This is a genomic window from Amycolatopsis sp. NPDC049253, from assembly GCF_040678995.1.
Classification (GTDB): domain Bacteria; phylum Actinomycetota; class Actinomycetes; order Mycobacteriales; family Pseudonocardiaceae; genus Amycolatopsis.
Genome location: NZ_JBFAQX010000041.1, coordinates 23788 through 43580, shown reverse-complemented (window position 1 = coordinate 43580; position 19793 = coordinate 23788). Strand labels below are relative to the sequence as shown.

The 19793-nt window shown below is 71.1% G+C and carries 21 protein-coding genes; 8 read left to right on the top strand and 13 right to left on the bottom strand.

Annotated features, from left to right (window positions below):
- The first annotated feature begins 222 nt into the window (after positions 1-222).
- Together AB0K15_RS44160 and AB0K15_RS44155 are read left to right on the top strand one after the other, a co-directional pair.
- Complete coding sequence (locus tag AB0K15_RS44160) at positions 223-657, top strand: cupin domain-containing protein (protein ID WP_364066057.1); 435 nt, start codon at positions 223-225, stop codon at positions 655-657.
- 51 nt (positions 658-708) lie between these two features.
- Positions 709-1038 (top strand): cupin domain-containing protein, encoded by a 330-nt coding sequence (locus AB0K15_RS44155; RefSeq protein WP_364066050.1) that lies wholly within the window; start codon positions 709-711, stop codon positions 1036-1038.
- Between the two features lie 37 nt (positions 1039-1075).
- Here the strand turns inward: AB0K15_RS44155 and AB0K15_RS44150 are convergent, their stop codons facing one another.
- The 4 genes from AB0K15_RS44150 to AB0K15_RS44135 all read right to left on the bottom strand — a co-directional run bounded on the left by AB0K15_RS44150 (position 1076) and on the right by AB0K15_RS44135 (position 5739).
- Positions 1076-2800: an FAD-dependent oxidoreductase gene (locus tag AB0K15_RS44150; protein ID WP_364066041.1), complete on the bottom strand. Its 1725-nt coding sequence runs from the start codon at positions 2798-2800 to the stop codon at positions 1076-1078.
- A 60-nt stretch (positions 2801-2860) separates the two neighbouring features.
- A complete protein-coding gene (locus AB0K15_RS44145; RefSeq protein WP_364066038.1) occupies positions 2861-3616 on the bottom strand; it encodes an SDR family oxidoreductase in 756 nt (251 codons plus the stop codon).
- 94 nt (positions 3617-3710) lie between these two features.
- Positions 3711-5030 carry an NAD(P)/FAD-dependent oxidoreductase gene (locus AB0K15_RS44140; RefSeq protein ID WP_364066035.1) on the bottom strand — a complete coding sequence of 440 codons (1320 nt, stop codon included), beginning with the start codon at positions 5028-5030 and terminating at the stop codon, positions 3711-3713.
- Positions 5031-5139: 109 nt separating this feature from the next.
- Positions 5140-5739 (bottom strand): TetR/AcrR family transcriptional regulator, encoded by a 600-nt coding sequence (locus tag AB0K15_RS44135; protein WP_364066032.1) that lies wholly within the window; start codon positions 5737-5739, stop codon positions 5140-5142.
- 104 nt (positions 5740-5843) lie between these two features.
- On the opposite strand from AB0K15_RS44135, the gene AB0K15_RS44130 reads away from it, so the two are divergent.
- Genes AB0K15_RS44130 through AB0K15_RS44120 form a run of 3 tightly spaced genes read left to right on the top strand, consistent with a single transcriptional unit; the run spans position 5844 to position 8387 of the window.
- Positions 5844-6764, top strand: coding sequence for a ketopantoate reductase family protein (locus tag AB0K15_RS44130; protein WP_364066029.1), 921 nt, complete (start codon positions 5844-5846; stop codon positions 6762-6764).
- On the top strand, positions 6764-7846 hold the full coding sequence (locus tag AB0K15_RS44125; RefSeq protein WP_364066026.1) for an enolase C-terminal domain-like protein: 1083 nt from the start codon (positions 6764-6766) through the stop codon (positions 7844-7846). The genes AB0K15_RS44130 and AB0K15_RS44125 overlap by 1 nt, the downstream gene beginning before the upstream one ends.
- 16 nt (positions 7847-7862) lie before the next feature.
- Positions 7863-8387: a TIGR00730 family Rossman fold protein gene (locus AB0K15_RS44120; protein ID WP_364066023.1), complete on the top strand. Its 525-nt coding sequence runs from the start codon at positions 7863-7865 to the stop codon at positions 8385-8387.
- 1 nt (position 8388) lies between these two features.
- On the opposite strand, the gene AB0K15_RS44115 is transcribed toward AB0K15_RS44120, so the two are convergent.
- The 4 genes from AB0K15_RS44115 to AB0K15_RS44100 all read right to left on the bottom strand — a co-directional run bounded on the left by AB0K15_RS44115 (position 8389) and on the right by AB0K15_RS44100 (position 12497).
- Positions 8389-9150 (bottom strand): formylglycine-generating enzyme family protein, encoded by a 762-nt coding sequence (locus AB0K15_RS44115; RefSeq protein ID WP_364066211.1) that lies wholly within the window; start codon positions 9148-9150, stop codon positions 8389-8391.
- A 232-nt stretch (positions 9151-9382) separates the two neighbouring features.
- Positions 9383-9811 carry a VOC family protein gene (locus AB0K15_RS44110; RefSeq protein ID WP_364066020.1) on the bottom strand — a complete coding sequence of 143 codons (429 nt, stop codon included), beginning with the start codon at positions 9809-9811 and terminating at the stop codon, positions 9383-9385.
- A 23-nt stretch (positions 9812-9834) separates the two neighbouring features.
- Positions 9835-11541, bottom strand: coding sequence for an MOSC and FAD-binding oxidoreductase domain-containing protein (locus tag AB0K15_RS44105; protein ID WP_364066017.1), 1707 nt, complete (start codon positions 11539-11541; stop codon positions 9835-9837).
- 89 nt (positions 11542-11630) lie between these two features.
- Positions 11631-12497 carry a DUF427 domain-containing protein gene (locus AB0K15_RS44100; protein WP_364066013.1) on the bottom strand — a complete coding sequence of 289 codons (867 nt, stop codon included), beginning with the start codon at positions 12495-12497 and terminating at the stop codon, positions 11631-11633.
- Positions 12498-12613: 116 nt separating this feature from the next.
- Here AB0K15_RS44100 and AB0K15_RS44095 point away from each other — a divergent pair, with 116 nt between their 5' ends.
- Both AB0K15_RS44095 and AB0K15_RS44090 read left to right on the top strand, forming a co-directional pair.
- Positions 12614-13216 (top strand): ABATE domain-containing protein, encoded by a 603-nt coding sequence (locus AB0K15_RS44095; RefSeq protein WP_364066008.1) that lies wholly within the window; start codon positions 12614-12616, stop codon positions 13214-13216.
- An 11-nt stretch (positions 13217-13227) separates the two neighbouring features.
- Positions 13228-14145 (top strand): pyridoxamine 5'-phosphate oxidase family protein, encoded by a 918-nt coding sequence (locus tag AB0K15_RS44090; protein WP_364066004.1) that lies wholly within the window; start codon positions 13228-13230, stop codon positions 14143-14145.
- A gap of 173 nt (positions 14146-14318) precedes the next feature.
- Here AB0K15_RS44090 and AB0K15_RS44085 read toward each other — a convergent pair whose 3' ends face one another.
- Positions 14319-14912 (bottom strand): CGNR zinc finger domain-containing protein, encoded by a 594-nt coding sequence (locus AB0K15_RS44085; RefSeq protein ID WP_364066001.1) that lies wholly within the window; start codon positions 14910-14912, stop codon positions 14319-14321.
- Positions 14913-14917: 5 nt separating this feature from the next.
- Complete coding sequence (locus AB0K15_RS44080; protein ID WP_364065998.1) at positions 14918-16036, bottom strand: MFS transporter; 1119 nt, start codon at positions 16034-16036, stop codon at positions 14918-14920.
- Positions 16037-16123: 87 nt separating this feature from the next.
- Between AB0K15_RS44080 and AB0K15_RS44075 the strand changes: the two genes are divergently transcribed.
- Positions 16124-16729, top strand: a complete 606-nt coding sequence (locus AB0K15_RS44075) for a CGNR zinc finger domain-containing protein (RefSeq protein ID WP_364065995.1) — start codon at positions 16124-16126, stop codon at positions 16727-16729.
- A 93-nt stretch (positions 16730-16822) separates the two neighbouring features.
- Here AB0K15_RS44075 and AB0K15_RS44070 read toward each other — a convergent pair whose 3' ends face one another.
- From AB0K15_RS44070 to AB0K15_RS44060, 3 genes are all read right to left on the bottom strand, one after another.
- Positions 16823-17944 carry an IniB N-terminal domain-containing protein gene (locus AB0K15_RS44070; protein WP_364065992.1) on the bottom strand — a complete coding sequence of 374 codons (1122 nt, stop codon included), beginning with the start codon at positions 17942-17944 and terminating at the stop codon, positions 16823-16825.
- A 339-nt stretch (positions 17945-18283) separates the two neighbouring features.
- Positions 18284-19096: a methyltransferase domain-containing protein gene (locus AB0K15_RS44065; RefSeq protein ID WP_364065988.1), complete on the bottom strand. Its 813-nt coding sequence runs from the start codon at positions 19094-19096 to the stop codon at positions 18284-18286.
- A gap of 23 nt (positions 19097-19119) precedes the next feature.
- A complete protein-coding gene (locus AB0K15_RS44060) occupies positions 19120-19725 on the bottom strand; it encodes an EndoU domain-containing protein (protein WP_364065983.1) in 606 nt (201 codons plus the stop codon).
- Positions 19726-19793 lie beyond the last annotated feature (68 nt).

Below are 19793 nucleotides of genomic sequence, written 5' to 3'. Positions count from 1 at the left end.
GTTTCGGCGGGGAAGTGTCCGGCCCTGCCGGACAGCATCGGATTGTTCGCCGAACACCACCACCGACCGTGCAAGGTGTTCGTTCCCGGACAACGGTTGTCCCCCCATCGCACCATTCTCGGCCGAGACACCACAAGCAGCCGCACCGCTGTCACAGATCGCGGCCGCGTCTTGTCTCAGCTCCTGGAAGGACAACCGACACCAGGTCCGTGAAGGAAGCTCATGAGCGTGGGACATTCGCACCACCTGCCCAACCCCAAGTCGAGTGCGCCGCCGCCGAAGATCGAGCTGGTGGCGACCGCGGAGGGCGCGCCGGCGGCGCCCGAGGGGGCCGTGCCGATGACTATCCTGGTCACGTTGCCGCCGGGCAGTGACGGGGCGCCGCCGCACCGGCATTCGGGTCCGGCGTTCGGGTACGTGCTCAAGGGCGAGATCATTTTCGAGCTCGAGGGCGACCCGGAACGCGTCGTGAAGGCCGGGGAAGCGTTCTGGGAGCCCGGGTTCGACGTGATTCACTACCAGGACGGCAACAACCTCGACGACGCCGAGTCCCAGTTCGTCGTCACGATGTTCTGCGCGCCGGGCCGGCCGATGCTGATCCCGGTGAGCGACGAGGAGCTCGAGCAGCGCAAGCACCTGCGAGCGCCCCGCCCGTGACCTGGAACGGGGCCGGCCCGGAAAGGCCGGCCCCCGTCGGCAAGGAGCACCATGAACCTGATCACCCTCGCCGAGACCCAAGCCGGGCTCGCGGCCCGGGCGTCCTCCGGGCGCAGCGCCGTGACCGTCCACGGTGGACGCGAGCACGCCCTGCGCCAGACCGTGATGGCGCTGAACGAAGGCGAGCACCTGCACGAACACGAACACCACGGCGGCGAGACCACCGTGCTCGTCCTGCAGGGGCGCATCCGCCTGGTCACCGGCGCCGAAACCCGAGGCGCGGCGCCCGGCGACTTCCTCGTGCTCCCCGAGCGACGGCACCGCATCGAAGCCGAGACCGACGCGGCGTTCCTGTTCACCAACGTCGTGCGACACCCGTGAAAAAGCGGGGCTCTCCCGGCCGGGGAGAGCCCCGCTTTCACTCGACCAGTTTTCCTTCCGAGGAAACCTCCCGCATCAACGCGGCGATCTCCGCGGGCACCGGCGGCAACGCTTCCCGCTCGATCCGCCCGGGCCCGGACCACACGAGGTTCACCCGCATCGACTCGTCCAGCTCCGGGTAGTCCGAGCGGTTGTGGCAACCCCGCGTCTCGCGCCGTTCCACGGCGGCCTCCAGCGTCGCCCGGCAGGCCAGCGCCGAGGACTTCAGGTCGAACGCGTGCGCCAGGTCCTGGAACCCCGCCAGATCCGGGTGGACCCCGACGTTCTTCATCCGCTCCTCGAGCGCGTCCAGTTCGGACAGCCCCGCGAGCAGGCCCTCTTCGTCACGCACGACACCCGCGTGCTCGGTCATCGTGTTGCGCAAGGACCGCTGCAGGGCCCGCACGTTCTCCGGACCGTCGGCCGCCAGCAGCTCGTCGACCTCCCTGCGAGCCTCCGCCAGCGCGCCGGCGGAACGCCGTTGCGCCGAAAGCGAAGCCGAGTACTCCGCGGCGGCCTCGCCGACGATCCGGCCGTACACCAACAGCTCGATCAGCGAGTTGCCGCCGAGCCGGTTGGCGCCGTGCAGGCCGCTCGCCGCTTCGCCGATCGCATACAGGCCTTCGACGCCGGTGTCGTGGTCGGACGAGCGCACCCAGACGCCGCCCATCGAGTAGTGCGCGGTGGGCGCGATCTCGATCGGGCTCTTCGTGATGTCGAGCATCTGCAATTCCAGCAACGTCTGGTACACGCGCGGCAGCCGCTGCATGATCGTCTCGCGCGGCAAGTGCGACACGTCGAGCCACACACCGCCGTTCGGCGTGCCGCGGCCCGCCTTGATCTCGGTGTACGCGGCCAAGGCCACCCGGTCTCGGGTGGACAGCTCCTTGCGCTCCGGGTCGTAGCGCTCCATGAACCGCTCGCCCAAGGCGTTGCGCAGCTGCCCGCCCTCACCGCGAGCGGCTTCCGACACGAGCGTGCCCGCCGCGTTCTCCGGCTCCAGCAGCCCGGACGGGTGGAACTGCACCAGCTCCGGGTCGCGGATGCGGCCGCCGGCCAGCACGGCGAGCCGGAACGAGTCGCCGGTGTTCTCGTCACGCCGCGAGGACGTGCGACGCCAGATGCGCGTGTGCCCACCGGCGGCGAGGATCACCGAGTCGGCGTGAATCACGTAACGGGTGCCGTTGTCGAGGTCGAAGCCGTACGCGCCGAAGACCACGTTGTCCTGCACCAGGATCCGCGTGAGGTAGACGTTCTCGAGCATCCGAACGTCGAGCTGCGCCGCGCGGTTCACGAGCGTGCGCTGGATCTCCAGCCCGGTGTAGTCCCCCGCGAACGCGGTGCGCCGGTAGGTGTGCGCGCCGAAGAACCGCTGGGAGATGCGGCCGTCGACCTCACGGGCGAAGGGCATGCCCCAGCGTTCGAGGTCCTCGATGCCGCGCGCGGCGTTCTGCGTGACGACCCGCACCGTGTCGGGGTGCGCCAGGAGGTAGCTCTCCTTGATGGTGTCGGCGGCGTGCTGCTGCCAGCTGTCTTCGGGGTCCATCGTCGCCAGCGCCGCGTTGATGCCGCCGGCGGCCAGCGTGGTGTGGGCGTCGCCTTTGGTCCGCTTGCCGACCACGAGCACGTCGACGCCCCGCTCGGCCAGCTCGATCGCGGCGCGCAACCCGGACCCGCCCGTGCCGATCACCAGTACCGACGTCGCGAGCTGCTGTTCTGTCATCGAAATCCCTCCTCACGGGATGCGCGGGTGGCTCCGGACCGGGACCACCCGCGCGAGGAATCACTTCCTGGGCGGGTTGGCCGGGAGCCAGTCCGCGAACTTGATCTGCCCGAGCTCGGCCCCTTCGTCGGGCAGCAGCCCCTTCGGGCCCGGCTTCTCGCCGAAGTAGCGGGCCTCGGGGTCGACGGTGACCTCACGCGGGTCGTTGCGGAAGGCCAGTGCCTCGCGCACCCAGCCCTCCATCGTGAAGACCTCGGGGCCGCCGATCTCGGTCATGCCGTTGAGCGGCGCGCCGGCGGCGGCCTTGGCGACGGCACCGGAGACCTCGGAGGCCGCGATCGGCTGGATCCCGGCGTCGGGGAGCTTGACGACGTTGCCCTCGGTGCCGCCGTCGGCGATCGCGCCGACGAACTCGAAGAACTGCGTGGCCCGCACGATGGAGTAGGGCAGGCCGGAGTCTTTGATCAGCTCCTCCTGGGCGACCTTCGCGCGCAGGTAGCCGGACTCGGGCAGGCGGTCGCTGCCGATCACCGACAGCGCGACGTAGTGGCCCACGCCGGCTTCCCTGGCGGCACCGGTCAGGTTCGTGGTGGCGGCGCGGAAGAACGCCATCACATCGTCGTCGGCGAACGACGGCGAGTTGGACACGTCCACGACCACGTCGGCGCCCTGCAGCACTTCCTTCACGCCTTCGCCGGTCACGGTGTTCACGCCGGAATTGGGCGACGCCGGCACCGCCTCGTGGCCGTGCTCCTTCAGCAGGCTCACGACCCGCGAGCCGATCAGGCCGGTACCGCCGATGACGACAATCCTCATGATGCGCCTTTCGCTGAGAGTCCCCGGCGGGCCCGGGGACGTCGCACCAGCCAGGACAAGGCCGACCGCGGATCTGTGACAGCGCCGGCCCCGATCACCTGATCGGGTCTCCTCCGGAGACGAACGCGTCGCGCGGGTGCTCGACCGACGCGAGCGACACGATGTCGCGGCCGAAGACCGCCGCCGTGAGCCAGATCGCGAGCACGCGGACCTTGCGTTCCCAGCTCGGCACGGCCAGCACGTGGTAGCCGCGGTGCATGAGCCAGGCGAGCAGGCCCGTGATCACGATCCGGCGGTACTGGAAGATGCCCTTGCCGATGCCGAGCGTCGCGACGGAACCGAGCCCGTGATGGAGGTACGGCTTCGGTGTGCGCCCGCGAACCTGCGCCGTGAGGTTTCGAGCAAGCAGCTTGCCCTGGCGGAACGCGTGTTGAGCGTTCGGCACCGTCCGCGCGCCCGGAACGGGCGACGCGAGGTCCGGCACGGCGGCGTCGTCACCCGCGCCCCACGCTCCGGGCACCGGGTCCGTCTCGGTGCCCACCCGCAGGTCGGCGCGCACGACCAGCAGGCCGCGCTCGTCGATCGGCAGGTCGGTGTGGTTGTGCACCACGGGGTTGGCGGCGTTGCCCGCCGTCCACACGATGAGTGCGGAATCCAACTCCTCGCCCGTCGAGAGCACCACGTGCCCGTCGACGGCCGAGCGCAGCTGCGTGTCGAGGTGCACGTGGGCGCCGCGCTGTTCGAGCGAGCGGACCACCCACCGCCCCGGCTTGTCGGTGACCTCGGGCAGGATCCGGCCCTGCGCCTCCACGAGGTGGAAGCTCAGCTCCTCGCGGCTTATCTCCGGGTACGACTTCAGCAGCGCCGTGGCCAGCGACAACAGCTCCGCGAAGCCCTCGACGCCCGAAAAACCGCCGCCGACGAACGTCACCGTGAGCAGCTTCCGCCGCGCCGGCCCCGGCTGGAGCGCCGACGCGCGGTCGAACGAGGTCAGCAGCCGGTCGCGGATCGCGACGGCCTCCTCCACGTGCTTCATCCCGATCGCTTCCTCGGCGATGCCGGGGATCGGGAACTTGCGTGTGACGGCGCCGGCCGTCACCACGATCTCGTCGTACTCCAGCTCGAACTCCGGCCCCTCGGCCGGCCGCACGACCACACGGCGGTTCGCGTGGTCGATCTCCGTCACCGCGCCCGCCACGATCCGCGTGCGCTTGAGGTGGCGCCGCAGCGACACCGCCGCGTGGCGCGCCTCGATCGACCCGGCCGTGACCTCGGGCAGGAACGGTTGGTAGGTCATGTACGGCCGCGGATCCACGACAGTGAGCTCCGCCTCCGACGGCCGCAACCGCTTCTCGAGTCCCCAGGCCGCGTAGAAACCCGCATACCCGCCGCCGACCACCAGGATCCTGCGCATTTCGCTCCTCGCTCTCTCGCCCTGCACAGGAGAGACAAGACAGCGATGCCGGATGTGACAGGTTTGCCCCGTTCGAGTGGGCACCGTCACGAGGGGGCGCCCGACGGCCTCAGACCGAGATCGGAGCCTCGACGGCCAGGCCGGCGAGTGCGCTGTCCGCGATGGACTGCAGGGTGGCGCGGCCCGGGGTGGTCTTGGCGAGCACGTTCATGCCCTGCACCACCGCCACCAGGAGGGGCGCGGACTCGGGGCCGGCGCCCGGGCGGAGCTCACCGGCGGCGCGGGCGCGGGTGAGGGCGCCGGCGAAGCTGGTGCGGAGGTTGGCGAGGTGCTGTTCGAACATCGCGGCCAGGACGGGGTCGCGGTCGGTGAGCTCGACCAGCGAGTTGGTGACGAGGCAGCCCCAGCGGCGGCGGCCGTCGACCATGGCGTCGACGAGGTGGGCGAAGTAGTCGCGCAGGCCTTGCATCCCGCTCGGGGCGACGTTGAGCCGCTCGACGGCCTCGGCGGACACGGTTGCGGCGTAGGAGCGGAGTGCGGCGACGAACAGGGCGTGTTTGTTTCCGAACGCGGCGTAGACGCTGCCGGGCTGGATGTCCATGGCCTGGCACAGCGCCTGGATCGACGTGGCGTCGTAGCCGCGCTGCCAGAACGTGTCCAGGGCGACGCCGAGGGCTTCGTCGACGTCGAAGGTGCGTGTGCGTCCCACGCCGCAATAGTAGAGTAAGCGTTCAACAATATCGACACCATTAACCCAGCGTGGTAGAACTCCAGGGCACGCAACTTGGACGTTCGATCAACTAAGGGGATCACATGCGGGTCGTGGTGATGGGCACCGGCGGAGTGGGCGGCTACTTCGGGGCCCGGCTGGCCCAGGGCGGCCACGACGTGAGCTTCATCGCCCGCGGCAAGCACCTGGAAGCGTTGCGCGCCAACGGGTTGAAGGTCGAGAGCCCCGTCGGCGACCTGCACCTGCCGAAGATCGACGTGACCGACGACCCGGCACAGCTCGCCCCCGCCGATCTCGTGTTGTTCGGCGTGAAGCTGTGGGACACCGAGACTTCCGCCGAGCTCATCAAGCCGTTGCTCACCGAGCAGACGGCAGTGGTGTCGTTCCAGAACGGCGTGGTCAAGGACGACATCCTGCGCCGCGTCCTCGGGCCCGAGCACGTGATCGGCGGCGTCTGCTACATCGCCGCGACGATCGCCGAGCCGGGCGTCATCCGGCACACGGGCACGCTGCAGAAGCTGGTGTTCGGCGAGTACGACGGCACCACCTCGGGGCGTGTTCGGAGATTCCACGACGCGTGCGCGGAAAGCAACATCGACGTGGAGATCAGCACCGGCATCGAACAGACGATCTGGGAGAAGTTCGTGTTCCTGGTCGGTCTTTCCGGCACCACGAGCACCGCGCGCACCACGATCGGCCCGATCCGCGCCAACCCGCGCTCGCGGGCGTTCCTGCACGACGTGATGGCCGAGGTCGTCGAGGTCGCGCGCGCCCAGGGTGTCGCGCTGCCCGCCGACTACGCCGACGACCGGCTCGCCTTCACCGACGGCGTGCCCGAAGGCATGACGTCCTCCATGCACCACGATCTCGAACGCGGCAACCGGCTCGAAGTCACGTGGCTCAGCGGCGACGTCGTCGAGCGCGGCAAGGCGCTGGGCGTGCCGACGCCGTGCAACCGCGCCATCACCGACATCCTCGCCGTGCACAGCGAGGGTCATCGCTGATGAGCCTCACGATCCGCTCCGTCGAAGCCACGCTCGTGCTGGTGCCGATGCGCCGGCCGCTCGGCACGAGCGCCGCGCGCGTCACGGCGGCGCCGCTGCTGCTGCTCGACCTGCGCACCGAGGAAGGCGTGGCCGGACGGGCGTACTCGTTCTGCTACCTCGAAGCCGCCGGGCACGCCGCGGCCGCGCTGGTCCGCGACGTGCACACGACGCTGGCCGGCAGCCCCGCCGATCCGGCGACCGTGCGGTCGACGCTCGAAGCGAGGTTCAAGCTGCTCGGCGTGCGCGGGCTCGCCGCCGCCGTGGTGTCACTCGTGGACACCGCGTGCTGGGACGCACTGGCCATCGCCGCCGGACTGCCGCTGGCCCGGCTGCTCGGCGCGCCGCTGCGGCCGATCCCCGCGTACAACAGCAACGGCCTCGGCCTGATCGAACCGTCGGCCGCGGCCGACGAAGCCCTGGAACTCGTGGCCGACGGCTTCCGCGCGGTCAAGATGCGCCTCGGTCGGCCGCCCGCCGACGATCTGGCCGCCGTGCGCGCCGTCCGCACGGCGGTCGGCCCGGACATCGAGGTCATGGCCGACTACAACCAGGCCCTCGACCTGCCCGACGCCCTCGCCCGCTGCGGCGCGCTCGAGGACGAGGGCCTGTCGTGGTTCGAAGAACCCGTGCGCCACGACGACTACGCGGCCAACGCCCGGCTCACCGCCACCCTGCGCACCCCCGTGCAGATCGGCGAGAACTTCGCGGGTCCGCGCGCGATGGCTCTCGCGCTGGAACACGACGCGAGCGACCTGGTCATGCCCGACCTCGACCGCATCGGCGGCGTCACGGGCTGGCGCGACGCCGCCGCGCTGGCCGACACCCGCGGCATCCCCCTGTCGTCGCACCTGTTCCCCGAGGTCAGCGCCCACCTGCTGGCCGCTACGCCGACCGCGCACTGGCTCGAATACGTCGACTGGGCCGCCCCGATCCTGCGCGAGCCGCTGCAGATCACCGACGGTCACGCGACGCCGCCCGACCGCCCCGGCAACGGCCTGGAGTGGGACGCCGAAGCGGTCGCGCGGTACCGCGTGGGCTGAGCTTTATAGTCCGGCCATGAACATCTGCGTCTTCCTCTCCGCCGCCGACCTCGACGAGCGCTACACCGAGCCCGCGCGCGAGTTCGCGAAGCTCGTCGGCAAGGGCGGCCACACGCTGGTGTGGGGCGGGTCCGACCGCGGCCTGATGAAGGTCGTCGCCGACGGCGTGCGGGCTTCGGGCGGACGGCTCGTCGGCATCTCGGTGGAGCTGCTGCGCGGCGCGGCCCGCGAAGACGCCGACGAGATGGTGATCACCGCGGATCTCGCCGAACGCAAGGCGCTGCTGCTCTCGCGTTCCGAAGCCGTGGTCGTGCTGGCCGGCGGCCTCGGCACGCTCGACGAGGTCACCGAGGTCTTGGAACTGAAGAAGCACGGGCTGCACCACAAGCCGATCGTGCTGCTCAACACCGGCGGCTTCTACGACGGGCTGATCCTGCAGCTGCGCCGCATGGAGGACGACGGCTTCCTCCCGCTCCCGCTCGACGACCTCGTCCACTTCGCCGCCGAACCCGCCGACGTGCTGGCGTGCTTGGAGCGCTGACTCAGATGTCGGCGACGGTGCGGAAACCCGTGTTGCCGCTGGAAGAATCGGGTGTGTTGCCCGTGCGGGCGGCGACGCGGTAGCGGTTGCAGTACGACTCGTGGCACAGGTACGACCCGCCACGCATGGACCGGCTCTCGGGGCCGAACCGGTCGGCACACCATTCCCAGACGTTGCCGGAGACGTTGTACAGACCGAAACCGTTGGGCGGGAACGCATCCACGGGCGCGGTTCCGACGTGGCCGTCTTCTTCCGTGTTGTGCACGGGGAAGCGGCCCTGCCAGATGTTGCACCGGTGCTCGCCGCCGGGCGTCAGCTCGTCGCCCCACGGGAACCGCGCCTGATCCAGCCCGCCGCGTGCCGCGTACTCCCACTCGGCCTCGGTCGGGAGCCGACGCCCCGCCCACGCGCAGTAGGCCAGGGCGTCGTTCCAGGACACGTGGACAACGGGGTGGTCCCACCGGTCCTCGACGCTGCTGTGCTGCCCTTCCGGTGCCCGCCAATACGCGCCCGCGACCCCGCACCACCACGGCGCCTGCTCCGGCCGGGGCGAAATCTTGCGCACTGCGCCCGGGATGAACTTCGCGAACACGTACGTCCAGCCGAACTCCTCGGCCTCCGTCCGGTGCCCGGTGGCCTCGACGAACTCGGCGAACCGCGCGTTGGTCACCGCGAACGCGTCGACGGCGAACGGCTTCACGGTCACCTCGCGCACCGGGCCTTCCCGGTCGTCGGGGAACCCGTCGGCGTCATCGGTCCCCATCCGGAAGCTGCCGCCGGGCAGGGCGATCAACCCGTCGGCGTTGGTCGCGGGCGCGGCCGGAACCTCGGGGGACACGGAATGGCGCGAAGAGCGCGCGGGCGGACAACATTCGGACACGGGACGGGAACCTCCTCACCCGCACAGTAACTTCTCGCACGTCCGCCGGCAGTTGCCGCACATCCGGTGGGAGTTCCCGAACGCCCTACGGCAGTTCCCCAACATCCGCCGACCGTCAGGCGCGGTACCCGACCTCCTGCACCACCCAGGTGTTCCCGTCCGGGTCCGCGAAGTCGAAGGCGCTCGCGTAGTCGCGGCGGTCGGTGTCGAGGCCGGGAGCCCAGTCGCCCTGCCAGTCGGCGAGGTTCGCCTTGTGCCGGAAGTCGCCGACGTGCACGCCACGGCCCGAGAGCTCGCTGCGGGCCGCTTCGACGTCGGTGACGACGAGGTAGGTGGTGCGCGCCGAGCCGGGGGCGGCGTCGGTGAGGCCGATGCCGAGCTGGACGGAGCAGGCGGAGCCGGGCGGGGTGAGCTGGACGACGCGGTAGCCGTCCTGCGGGTGGTAGTCGACGTCGAGGGAGAACCCGACTTGGTCGGTGTAGAACTTCAGCGATTTGTCGACGTCGCCGACGGCCAGGGTGAGGACCTCGAGAGCCCAGTTCATCGTGGTTCCTTTCGAGCACGGGGTCACATGTCCAGGACGAGATCGGTGCGCGGGGTGGAGCAGCACACCAGCGCCAGCCCCGGCGCCGGCGGCTCCAGCGGCGAAGGCGAGTAGTCGACGGCACCGGAGAGCACGGGCGTCACGCAGGTGTGGCAGACACCGCTGCGGCAGCTCCAGCGCGCGGGCACGTCGCACGCCTCGGCGAACTCCAGCAGGCTGCCGCCGGGGAACGGGGCCGAAATACCGCTGCGCGCGAACGTGACGGTCGGCCCGGTTCCGGGCGGTCCCTCGGGCGCGTGGGGCGGGCGGGTCACCTGCCCGACGAGGCCGGGGTTGATGGCGTCCAACGCGGCGAACAGCTCGCTGTGAATGTGTTCAGCGGCCAGGCCCGCGGCGGTGAGGGCGGCGGTCATGTCCGTCATGAACGCCACCGGGCCGCAGAGGTACGCCGACGCGTCCGCCGGGACGCCCAGCTCCACCAGCGCGTCCTTGGTGAGCCGCCCGGCGTGGGCGCCGGCCGAGGTGCGTTCCTCCGCCGTCGCGGCGCTGTAGAAGATGTCCGCGCGGCCACCGGGCAACGTGGCGAGCAACTCCCGGGCCTCGGCGGCCAGCGGGTGCTCCGCCGGCCCGCGCGCGCCGTGGATCCACCACACCTCGCGAGTGGTGCCCTGCGCGGCCAGCTGGTGCAGCATCGCCAGCACCGGCGTCACCCCGATCCCGGCGGACACGAGCAGCACCGGCGAGGACCCGTCGCCCAGCACGAAGTCGCCCCGCGGCGCGGCCACGTCCAGCACCGCGCCGGCGGCCAGCTGCGTGGTCAGGAACGTGCTGGCCACGCCCTCGCGCTTCACGCTGATGCGGTAGCCGTCGGCACCCGGCGCGGACGAGATCGAGTAGCTGCGCACCGGGGCCGGCGTCGCGGCGCCCGGGATCTGCAGCGTCAGGTACTGCCCGGGCAGGGCGGCGGGCAGCGCGCTGCCGTCCTCGGTCTCGAAGTACACCGAGGTCACCGACGTGCTCTCGGGTCGCAACGCCGTGACGCGCAGCGGGCGGAAGCCGTCCCACGCGGGTCCCCGGGCCGCGATCCCCACGCCCAGCAGCTCCTCGAACGACTGCCGCCACCCCGGGCTCAGCGCGGGGATCCCGGCGGCGACGCGCAGCTTCTCCCCGTCTTTTTCAGGCAGGTACAGCAACGCGTCGGTGTCGGCCACGCTCAGCGCGCCCGGCCCGGTGCGCGTCTTCACGATCGGGTCACCGGCCGTGATGTGGCCCTCGCGGATGACCCGGAAGTAGAACCCGGGCCGGTGGTGGGCCACCAGCAGCGCGGGCAGCTCCGGCTCGCCGAACCGCATGCCGACGCGGTAGCACGTGACCCGCGGCTGCGTGACCTCGAACTCGGCCTCGCCGATGCGGTAGCGGTCGCCGATGCACACCTCGTCATCGGGCAGGCCGTCGACGGTGAGGTTCTCGCCGAACGAGCCGTACTCCAGGCCGTCGCGGCCGAAGTGCCGCTCCCAGTGGCGGTAGGAGCCGATCTGGTAGACGAACACCGCCCGCTGCTCGCCGCCGTGGCCGCCCTTGTCACCCTGGCCGTCGCCGTCGATGTTGAGACGGCGCACCATGGCGGGCCCGTCCACCGGGTGCTTCCACACTCCCGTGTAGACTGTCTTGCCCTGCCAGGACACGTTTTTCGGCATGCCCACGTTCACCGACAGCACCGTTGCCGTCATGCCAGCACCTCCTGCGCCGCGAAGACGTACCACTGTGTCACGGTTTCCGCGGTTTCTCCGGCTCGTTCGGATTCGGTAAGGCCTGCCGGTCAGGCAGTGCGCTTCTCGATCTCGTCGGTGTCGAGGCCGCGGTCCACGCCGTGCGGGATCACGGTCTGGCCGGGCTCCAGCGACTGCCGCACGTCGTCGAGGTAGACCTCGATCTTGTCCGGCTCGAAGGACACCAGACCACAGATGCGTTCGACCTCGGTCCAGGCCTGCTCGTACGACCACGCGGCGCCGGCGCGGGAGCCGATGTCGTAGTAGCTCGCGAGACCCTTGTAGGGGCAGAACGTCTGTCCCTCGACCGGGGTCAGCGCTCCGTCCACGATGTCCTCGCGCGGCACGTACCAGCGCGGCGCGAAGCCGGATTCGTACAGCACCACCGGATTGTGGGTGTCGGCGATGACGCGGTCGCCGTCGCGGACCACGAGGTGACGCGACGTGCTGCGGATGTCGTTGCGGTGGTAGAGGTCCGCGGCGTGGCCGACGATCCGGTCGTCCTCCTCGTAGAAGGCCTCCATGGCGCGCCACGCGAAGGCGACACGGTCCTTCAGCACGTCGGCGTACTCCGGCAACCCGGTGTACTCCCACGCCGCACGCTCGGCTCGGCCTTCGCCGGCGGCGACCGTGTACCACGTGGTGTCGCCCAGCTCGCGGTGCTTGGTCACGCGGCCGCTCGACTCCAGCACGCCGTCCGCGATGGCGGCCTTGGGGAAGAACGCCACCGGGTAGTGACCCGGTTCGTGCAGGAGCAGCACGTCTTCGCTGTCGACGATCCACTCACCACCGAAGCGGACTCGCATTCGCCTGCGCAGCGGTTCCACGAAGAGCAACCGCTCGGGCAGCGGCTCGGGGGTGAGGAACCTGCCGACCGACCTCGTCGAAAGCGGTCCTTGCTGCCATGCCAGTCCCATGATCTTCGCCTTCCTTCTTACTAACGGATTTACAGACTGTATATCCGTTAGTTTGATGAACACAACCCGCCTTTAGAAACTTGTCGAACCCGGTGACTAATGCGTACACTCGTCACATGAGCAGTAGTGTCAGCCTGGAGGACATGCAGCGGGCCGGCTTCCCGATGGGCGGAGAGCCGCTGGTCGCGCTGGATCTCGCCGACACGCTCGCGGCCGAGACGGAGCCGGGAGACGGCGACCTCCTCGCCTCACCGGAGCGCAGCGCGCTCTGGTGGCAGCTGGAGCTGCCCAGGCTGCCGGGATCGGCGGCGCCGGACCTCGTGCCCACCCGCCGGCTGCGGTCCGCGATCCGCGACCTGCTGGAAGCGCACCTCGACGGCCACGGGCCCGCGCCGGCGTCGCTCGAAGAGGTCAACGCGGTGGCCGCGGCCGTGCCGACGAGCCCGCGGCTCGAAGCGCACGGGTCCTGGGAGACGCACACCCGCTGGCACAGCGAGCACGGCGGCAACGTCGCGCTGGCGGCCATCGCCAGGGAGACGATCGAGCTCTTCGCCGACCCCGCGCGCCTCGCGCGGCTGCGCCGCTGCGCGAACCCCGACTGCACGATGTTGTTCCTCGCCACGAACCGGCGTCGCCAGTGGTGCGCGGGCAACGTCTGCGGGAACCGCGTGCGCGTCGCCCGCCACTACCGCAAAAACCACGACCAGCAAGCCGGATGAGAGGGCACACCATGACCACGCAGCCGATCGCCGCCGGGTTCCACAGTGGTGAGCTGAGCGTGCAACGGCAGGCCGGGCTCGAGTTCGAAGCGGCCCGGCTCGAAGGCATGCTGGCGCCCGCGCACCTGAGCCACGGCGCCGAGGGTTTCCTCGCGCAGCGCGAGTTCGCGGCCGTCACGGCGCGCGACGCCGGCGGGACCCTGTGGACGTCTCCCCTGCTCGGGCCGGCCGGGTTCCTGGAGGGTTTCGACACGACCCTGGTCGTGCACACCCGTCCCGGTGCCGGCGATCCCCTGCACGAGCTGCCCACGGGCGAGCCGGCCGGCCTGATCGCCGTCGAGTTCGCGACCCGGCGCCGGTTGCGGGTCAACGGCACCGTCGTGGCCTCGGCCGAGGGCGGATTCCTCCTCGACGTGGAGCAGGCGTACGGCAACTGCCCGTCCTACATCCAGCAGCGCCGGCTGGAGATCGACCCCGAGCCGGCGCCGGCCGCCGTCGAAAGCTCCGACACTCTGACCGACGCCCACCGCGCCCTCATCCGGCGCGCGGACACGTTCTTCCTCGGCACGATCCACCCGACGCGCGGCGCCGACTCGTCCCACAAGGGCGGCGAGCCCGGCTTCGTCCGCCTCGACGGCGACGACGTGTGGTGGCCGGACTACGCGGGCAACAACTTGTTCAACAGCCTCGGCAACATCGCCAGCGACCCCGAAACGTCGCTGCTGTTCCTCGACTTCACCACCGGCACCACGCTCCAGCTGACCGGCACCGCCGCGCTCGAATGGGTCACCCCCGGCACCGCCGGTGAGGACGACGCCACGGGCCGCCGCGTCCGCTTCCACCCGACACGGGTGGTGTCGCGTACGGGAGTGCCGCTCCACGCGTCGGGCGTGGTGCCTTCGCCGCACAACCCGCGAGTGACGGCTTAGAAGTCCCGGCACTCCGGGCCGCAGAGCCTTCGAATCGGCCATGGGTCGTCCTTCCGCGTGGCGGCCAGATCACTGCGGAAGTTACGTCGGACCAGGACGACCGGGCGGGAAAATGATCGAACAACGCACCAGCGGTGACCGTTCGTGCAGCTCGTTCACCGGCCTGGACGTGATTACGCCTGGGTGCGTTCCCGGAAAGCGGCGGCTTTGCTGCTGTTGCCGCAGCGTTGCATCGAGCACCAGCGGCGCGGGCGGCCACCGGGGGTGTCGAGGAAGAGCATGCGGCACACCGACGAGTCGCAGGCGCGGAGGCGGGTTCGCCGCGCCGGGTCGGTGACCACGTCGATCGCGTCCCGGGCGACGGTGGCCAGCACCTGGGCGGACGTGCGGAGGCGGGGATCTGAGGCCAGGCGCCCGTCGGCGGCCAGCTCCAGACGCGGGGGTTCCGTGGCGAGAGCGGCGCAGTCCTCGACCGTCGCGGCCGCGGCGGGGTCCACCGGGATGTTCGCCATGACGTCCGTGACCACGCGGAACACGGCCTCCCGCAAGCGTTGCGCGTCGGCCAGCGCGGCGGCGGTCGCCTCGCCCGGGAGCAGCGGCAGGCCGACGCCGGTGGCCCACGCGTCGAGGCGGGCGGTGTCGCCGAGGCGCTCGATGGCCGCGGTCGGGCGACGGCCGAGGGTGGCGACGAGGTCGAGGGCGCGGGAACCGGCGTCGAAGCGGAGTTCCTTGAGCTGCGAGGTCACGCGGACGCGGGGCTGGGTCACCGCGATCACCGCGCCGCACGAGCGGGGAAGGGCGCGGTGACGACGACCAGCACCACGCTCACCCCGGCGGCGACCACGAAGGCCACGGGCGCCGGGATGACGACGTCGACCGCCGCGAACAGGTACGGCGCCGCGAAACCGAGGTACGCCAAGCAGTAGAACACCGCCGTCACGCCGGCGAGATCGGCTGCCTCCGCGAGTGCTTCGACGCGGCTGAGCCCGCCGACGAGCAGCATGCCGTAAGCCGCGCCGAGGATCACGGCCGCGGGGAGCGTCAAGAGAGCCTGCTTCAGCTCCGTCGACAACGCGGCCAGTAGGAACCCCGCCACGGTCAGGCCCAGGCCGCAGGTCAACACCAGCGGACTGCGCCGTCGTTCCAGCGCGCGGGCCACGGGCTGGACGAGCAACCCGCTGCCCAGCGTCAGCCCCGCGATCACACCGCTGCTCGCCACGGGCGCGACCGGCGCGGGCAACACGGTCGGCAGGACCGCGAAACTCGTCGTCGCCACGCCGAACACCAGCGGCGCGCTCGGCACGATCCGGCGGAGGAACTCGGGACTGGTCAGTGCGTGCTTGAGCTCGCGCCGCCATTCTCCGGAAGCAGCCGCGCCGGCCACGGTCTCCGGGACGCGCCACGCCAGCACGCCGACCACCACCGCCACCGCGATGTGCACGAGGTACGGCACCACGGCCGGGCCCGGCAGCCACTGCGCGAGGACCCCGGCGACCAGCGGCCCGCTGCCGAACCCGACCGACAATGAGATCGCGACCCGGCGCGCTCCCGCGCCCGGACCGGCGTCGGCGGACAGCTCCTTGATCCACGCGCTGCCCGGCCCGAACGCGGCTCCCGAAGCGACGCCCGCGACGAGCCGGCCGAGCGCGAGCACCCACGTCGACCCGGCCCCGAACAGCAGGATCACCGAAGCCAGCGCGGAAAGCACCAGCACGGGGCGCATCACGCGACGCCGGCCGAGCCGGTCGGAGAACCGCGCGCCCAGGAGCAGGGCCGGGATCAGCCCGACCACGTAGGCGCCGAAGATCGCCGTGACGATCGTCGGCGAGAGGTGCTCCTGGTCGCGGTAGACGATGAGCACCGCCGCGCCGACCCTGGCCCACGGGCTCATGGCTCCTCCAGTGCATTAGTAACCTCAGTATGAGTTACTAACAGCGCCCTGACCACCCCGTCGCGATGTGACGGATATCGTGGAGCCATGACCGCCGGACCGACCCTCGAGGACGTGCAGGCAGCCGGGTTCCCCATGGGCGGTGAGCCGCTCGTGGCCCTCGACCTCGCCGACACCCTCATGACGGCGGTGGACCCCGCCGTCGACCTGATCGAACCGACGGACGGGTACGACACCTGGTGGCGGCTGCAGCTGCCCCGGCTGCCCGAGGCGAGCGTTCCCGCCGCGGCGGCGACGCGACGGCTGCGCGCGGCGATCCGTGACCTGCTGGAGTCGCATCTGGAGGCCCGGGCGGCGCAGACCGTGTCGATCGAGGACCTCAACGCGTTCGCCTCGGCCGTGCCGCGCAGCCTGCGGCTGGCCGAAGACGCCGAGGGCGCGCTGACCGCGGCCACGCGCTGGCACACCGAACACGGCGGCAACGCGGCACTGGCCGCGATCGCCACCGAGGCGATCGAGCTCCTGTCCTCCCCGGCGCGGTTGGAAAAGCTGCGCCGCTGCGCGAATCCCACGTGCTCGATGCTGTTCGTCGCGGAAACGAAGCGGCGGCAGTGGTGCACGGGCAACATCTGCGGCAACCGCGCCCGGGTGGCGCGCCACTACCGGCGGACGCACGCGGCTTCGTCTTCGTAAGCACGCCTTGGTAAGCACAGTGTCCTTCCCCGGACACGAAAAACAGGCCCGGACCAAACGGTCCGGGCCTGTTTTCGGGTGGAGCGGCCGAACTCAGTGACCGAGCAGCGGCAGGTGGCCGAGCGCGTCGGTCGCGGCGTGCAGGTCGAGGCCGTGGACCAGGTCCTGCGCGTGCGTCTCGACGCCACCCAGCGGCGAGCCGGTGTGGGTCGCGTCCGCGACGTCGGCGATCGGGGTGTGCTGGATGCCCGCGGCGTCGGCCTGGCCGACGGTGTCGAGCACGTGGTGCACGGCGTCGCCCGCGACCGGGGCCTGCGGCGCGGCGGCCGACAGGGTGTGGGTCACGGAGCCGACGGTGCCGGCGACGTTCGGGACGGCCGGCAGAGCCGGGACGGCCGGGACACCCGGAACCGCGGGGAGAGCCGGCAGCGCCGGGACGGCGGCCGCGGCCGGGACGACGTGGTCCAGCGTGTGCGACAGGTCGCCCGCGGCACCGAAGTCGGCGCGCTCGTCGCCGCCGGTCAGCGCGACGCCCACCGGGGTGGAGCCGATGGCCTCGTTGACGTGGCCGAGCAGGCCGGCGCCGGTGACGCGGACGTCCTCGACGAGACCCGACACCGGACCGCCGACCGCCGGGACACCCGCGATCGCGGCCACGGCGGCCTGCGGCATGAGGGCGTCGCCCAGGTGGTTGGTGGTGGCGTCGACCGCGGAGCCCACCAGCTTGCCGTCGAAGACGTGCTCGCCCACCGCGCTCACGGTGTTCTCGAGGTCGATCGCACCGGCGGCCACGACCGGGCCGGCGACCGGGACACCGTTGACCGCACCGGCCACGTGGTCGACGACGTTCGAGACGGTGCCGAGGGTGGAGTGGGTGAGGGTGTTGAGGCCGGTCTGGTCGGCAACGTCGCTGACGGTCTCGAACACGCCGCTCAGGTTCGGCAGGCCGCTCGCCAGGCCGGTCACGTTCGGCAGGTCGGCGCGCTCGCCGGCCGCGTGCGCGAGCACGTCGCCGAAGACCGGCAGGCTCGGGGCGGCGGCCAGCGGGGCCGTGTCGGCCAGCAGCGGCATGATGTCCTGCACATCGGCCGGCGAAACGTCGGCCAGGCCAGCAGCGTCGAGCAGGCCCTGCGGGTCGGCGGCGTAGGCGGCCGCGGCCTGCGGGTCGCTCAGCAGGGTCATGGCGAATTCGTGCAGGTTCTGCACCGCGTCCATAGTCTGTTGTCTCCTGTGCACTGATTGATTCGGCCGTCGTGGTCATGCCGCGAAGTCGAAGGGGTTCGGGGACGAAGATAGGACGCCGCCGTTCGGCGGCCATCGGGGGCCACCCCGGGGGTTCGGCGCATCGGCATTAGGGATTTCGGACCCCACCCCATTAGGGGGACTAGGGAAATTCACCCTTGCGCGACGATTCGCCGTGGTCAGCGAGGTGCGGCCGATTTCGCCTGCTTCGCCTGCGACGCGGGGATCCTGGCCGCTCATTCGGAGACACGCGGTGCTCCGCGGAGTGATCGTCGACGAAACCACCCGTTGGTGTGACAACCTGGCCCGATTTCACGTGCGCCAGACATCGATGGCGAACTCGCGCATCTGCTCACGGAACTTTCCGGATGGGCTCGCCGCGGCGAGAAGGCCGCGCAATTCGGACTCGAAAGCGCCCAGGCGATCGCCGAAGAGATGCGGTGCGGAACTGGACAACGAGAACACCGCGGCGACGACGTCGTCGATGTCCCGGACGACGACGGGGCCGGGTACCTCGATCCGTTCGGGGCCGGCGAACCCGGCGCCGCGGTAGATCTCGGTCTCCCCTCCGGGCGTGCCTTCGGGAAGGGTGCCGCGGCCCGCACGCCGGGTTTCACCGAGGTATTCGCGCACGAGGTCGGTGATCTGATCGTGGGGTGGCGCCGATTCGGCCGTGGTGCCGCGGTGGGTGGTGGCGTGCACGTGGACGCAGGCGCCGCCGGGGGCGAGCATTCCGCGCACCGCCGCGGCGACCCGCGGGCGGTCGAGCCAGTGGAAGGACTGGGCGAACGTGACGAGCCGGAACGCACCGAGCCCGGCCGGCAGGTCCTCGGCCTTTTCGTGGACCCAGCGGGTGGTGGTGATTCCCTCCGCGGCGGCCAGGCGGGCGGCTTCGGCGAGCATGTCGGGGTCGGCGTCGAGGCCGACGGCTTCTTCGAAGTGAGGGGCGAGCAGCAGCGTGAGCGAGCCCGGGCCACAGCCGACGTCGAGCAGGCGGCCGGAACCGTCGAGCCGTAGTACGCCGGCGATCGCGTCGGCGAGTGCCGCCGGATAGGCGACGCGGCCTCTCGCGTAGTGAGCCGCACTGCCCGAGTACAGCGATTCGTCCCACGCCCAGTCCGCCATGGCCGTGAGCCTAGGGACGCGGATCAGTGCTGCACAGGGAAATACGTGAGCACCTCACCCGTCTCCGGGTTGTGGTAACCGGCGATCTCCAGGTCGGCGAAGGTGCCCGACCAGGCGCCGGTGGCGGGGTCGCGCAGGACGTCGGGCGAGGACCACGCGGCGGTGCCGGCCGCGGACACGGCCTCGGGCGTCCAGTCGGGCGGGAAATAGGTGTGGTCCACGAAGGAGAAGCGGCCGTTCTTGAGGTTCCGGTATTCGGAGGCCTTGCGCGTGATCCCCGTTTCGGCCGGGCTCGCGCCGGATGAGAGCAGGAAACGGTGCAGCGACTCGAGCGCCGCGAAGAACACCTGCTGCGGAAAGACGGCGCGCGGCCAGGTGCCGTAGAGGCTTTCGAGCTCGACGCGGTCGCCGGTGAACACGACGGAAGTGCCGTTGCCGAGCCAGGTCTTGGCTTCGCGTTGCGCTCGGCGGAGCAGGCCGACGAGCTGTCCGACGGTGTGGGCGTCGGCTTGCGCGTCGGTGTAGAGGAAGGCGGCCAACGGCAACTGGTCGGCCGGCGCCGAGATGCGCAACCGGCGGGACTCGTCGAAGGCGAAGGCGAGTGAATCACCCGTGCCGAACAAAACCATCGTGGAGCGGCTTTCTGACTGGACCGATCGGCCTGGCGGGTGATCTTGTCAGACAGTATCACCCACGC

Excerpts from the sequence above, each read along its gene's own strand:
- AB0K15_RS44160 (WP_364066057.1), top strand. The coding sequence starts at position 223 with ATGAGCGTGGGACATTCGCACCACCTGCCCAACCCCAAGTCGAGTGCG.
- AB0K15_RS44155 (WP_364066050.1), top strand. The coding sequence starts at position 709 with ATGAACCTGATCACCCTCGCCGAGACCCAAGCCGGGCTCGCGGCCCGG.
- AB0K15_RS44150 (WP_364066041.1), bottom strand. The coding sequence starts at position 2,800 with ATGACAGAACAGCAGCTCGCGACGTCGGTACTGGTGATCGGCACGGGC.
- AB0K15_RS44145 (WP_364066038.1), bottom strand. The coding sequence starts at position 3,616 with ATGAGGATTGTCGTCATCGGCGGTACCGGCCTGATCGGCTCGCGGGTC.
- AB0K15_RS44140 (WP_364066035.1), bottom strand. The coding sequence starts at position 5,030 with ATGCGCAGGATCCTGGTGGTCGGCGGCGGGTATGCGGGTTTCTACGCG.
- AB0K15_RS44130 (WP_364066029.1), top strand. The coding sequence starts at position 5,844 with ATGCGGGTCGTGGTGATGGGCACCGGCGGAGTGGGCGGCTACTTCGGG.
- AB0K15_RS44125 (WP_364066026.1), top strand. The coding sequence starts at position 6,764 with ATGAGCCTCACGATCCGCTCCGTCGAAGCCACGCTCGTGCTGGTGCCG.
- AB0K15_RS44120 (WP_364066023.1), top strand. The coding sequence starts at position 7,863 with ATGAACATCTGCGTCTTCCTCTCCGCCGCCGACCTCGACGAGCGCTAC.
- AB0K15_RS44115 (WP_364066211.1), bottom strand. The coding sequence starts at position 9,150 with ATGGGGACCGATGACGCCGACGGGTTCCCCGACGACCGGGAAGGCCCG.
- AB0K15_RS44110 (WP_364066020.1), bottom strand. The coding sequence starts at position 9,811 with ATGAACTGGGCTCTCGAGGTCCTCACCCTGGCCGTCGGCGACGTCGAC.
- AB0K15_RS44105 (WP_364066017.1), bottom strand. The coding sequence starts at position 11,541 with ATGACGGCAACGGTGCTGTCGGTGAACGTGGGCATGCCGAAAAACGTG.
- AB0K15_RS44100 (WP_364066013.1), bottom strand. The coding sequence starts at position 12,497 with ATGGGACTGGCATGGCAGCAAGGACCGCTTTCGACGAGGTCGGTCGGC.
- AB0K15_RS44095 (WP_364066008.1), top strand. The coding sequence starts at position 12,614 with ATGAGCAGTAGTGTCAGCCTGGAGGACATGCAGCGGGCCGGCTTCCCG.
- AB0K15_RS44090 (WP_364066004.1), top strand. The coding sequence starts at position 13,228 with ATGACCACGCAGCCGATCGCCGCCGGGTTCCACAGTGGTGAGCTGAGC.
- AB0K15_RS44080 (WP_364065998.1), bottom strand. The coding sequence starts at position 16,036 with ATGAGCCCGTGGGCCAGGGTCGGCGCGGCGGTGCTCATCGTCTACCGC.
- AB0K15_RS44075 (WP_364065995.1), top strand. The coding sequence starts at position 16,124 with ATGACCGCCGGACCGACCCTCGAGGACGTGCAGGCAGCCGGGTTCCCC.
- AB0K15_RS44070 (WP_364065992.1), bottom strand. The coding sequence starts at position 17,944 with ATGGACGCGGTGCAGAACCTGCACGAATTCGCCATGACCCTGCTGAGC.
- AB0K15_RS44065 (WP_364065988.1), bottom strand. The coding sequence starts at position 19,096 with ATGGCGGACTGGGCGTGGGACGAATCGCTGTACTCGGGCAGTGCGGCT.
- AB0K15_RS44060 (WP_364065983.1), bottom strand. The coding sequence starts at position 19,725 with ATGGTTTTGTTCGGCACGGGTGATTCACTCGCCTTCGCCTTCGACGAG.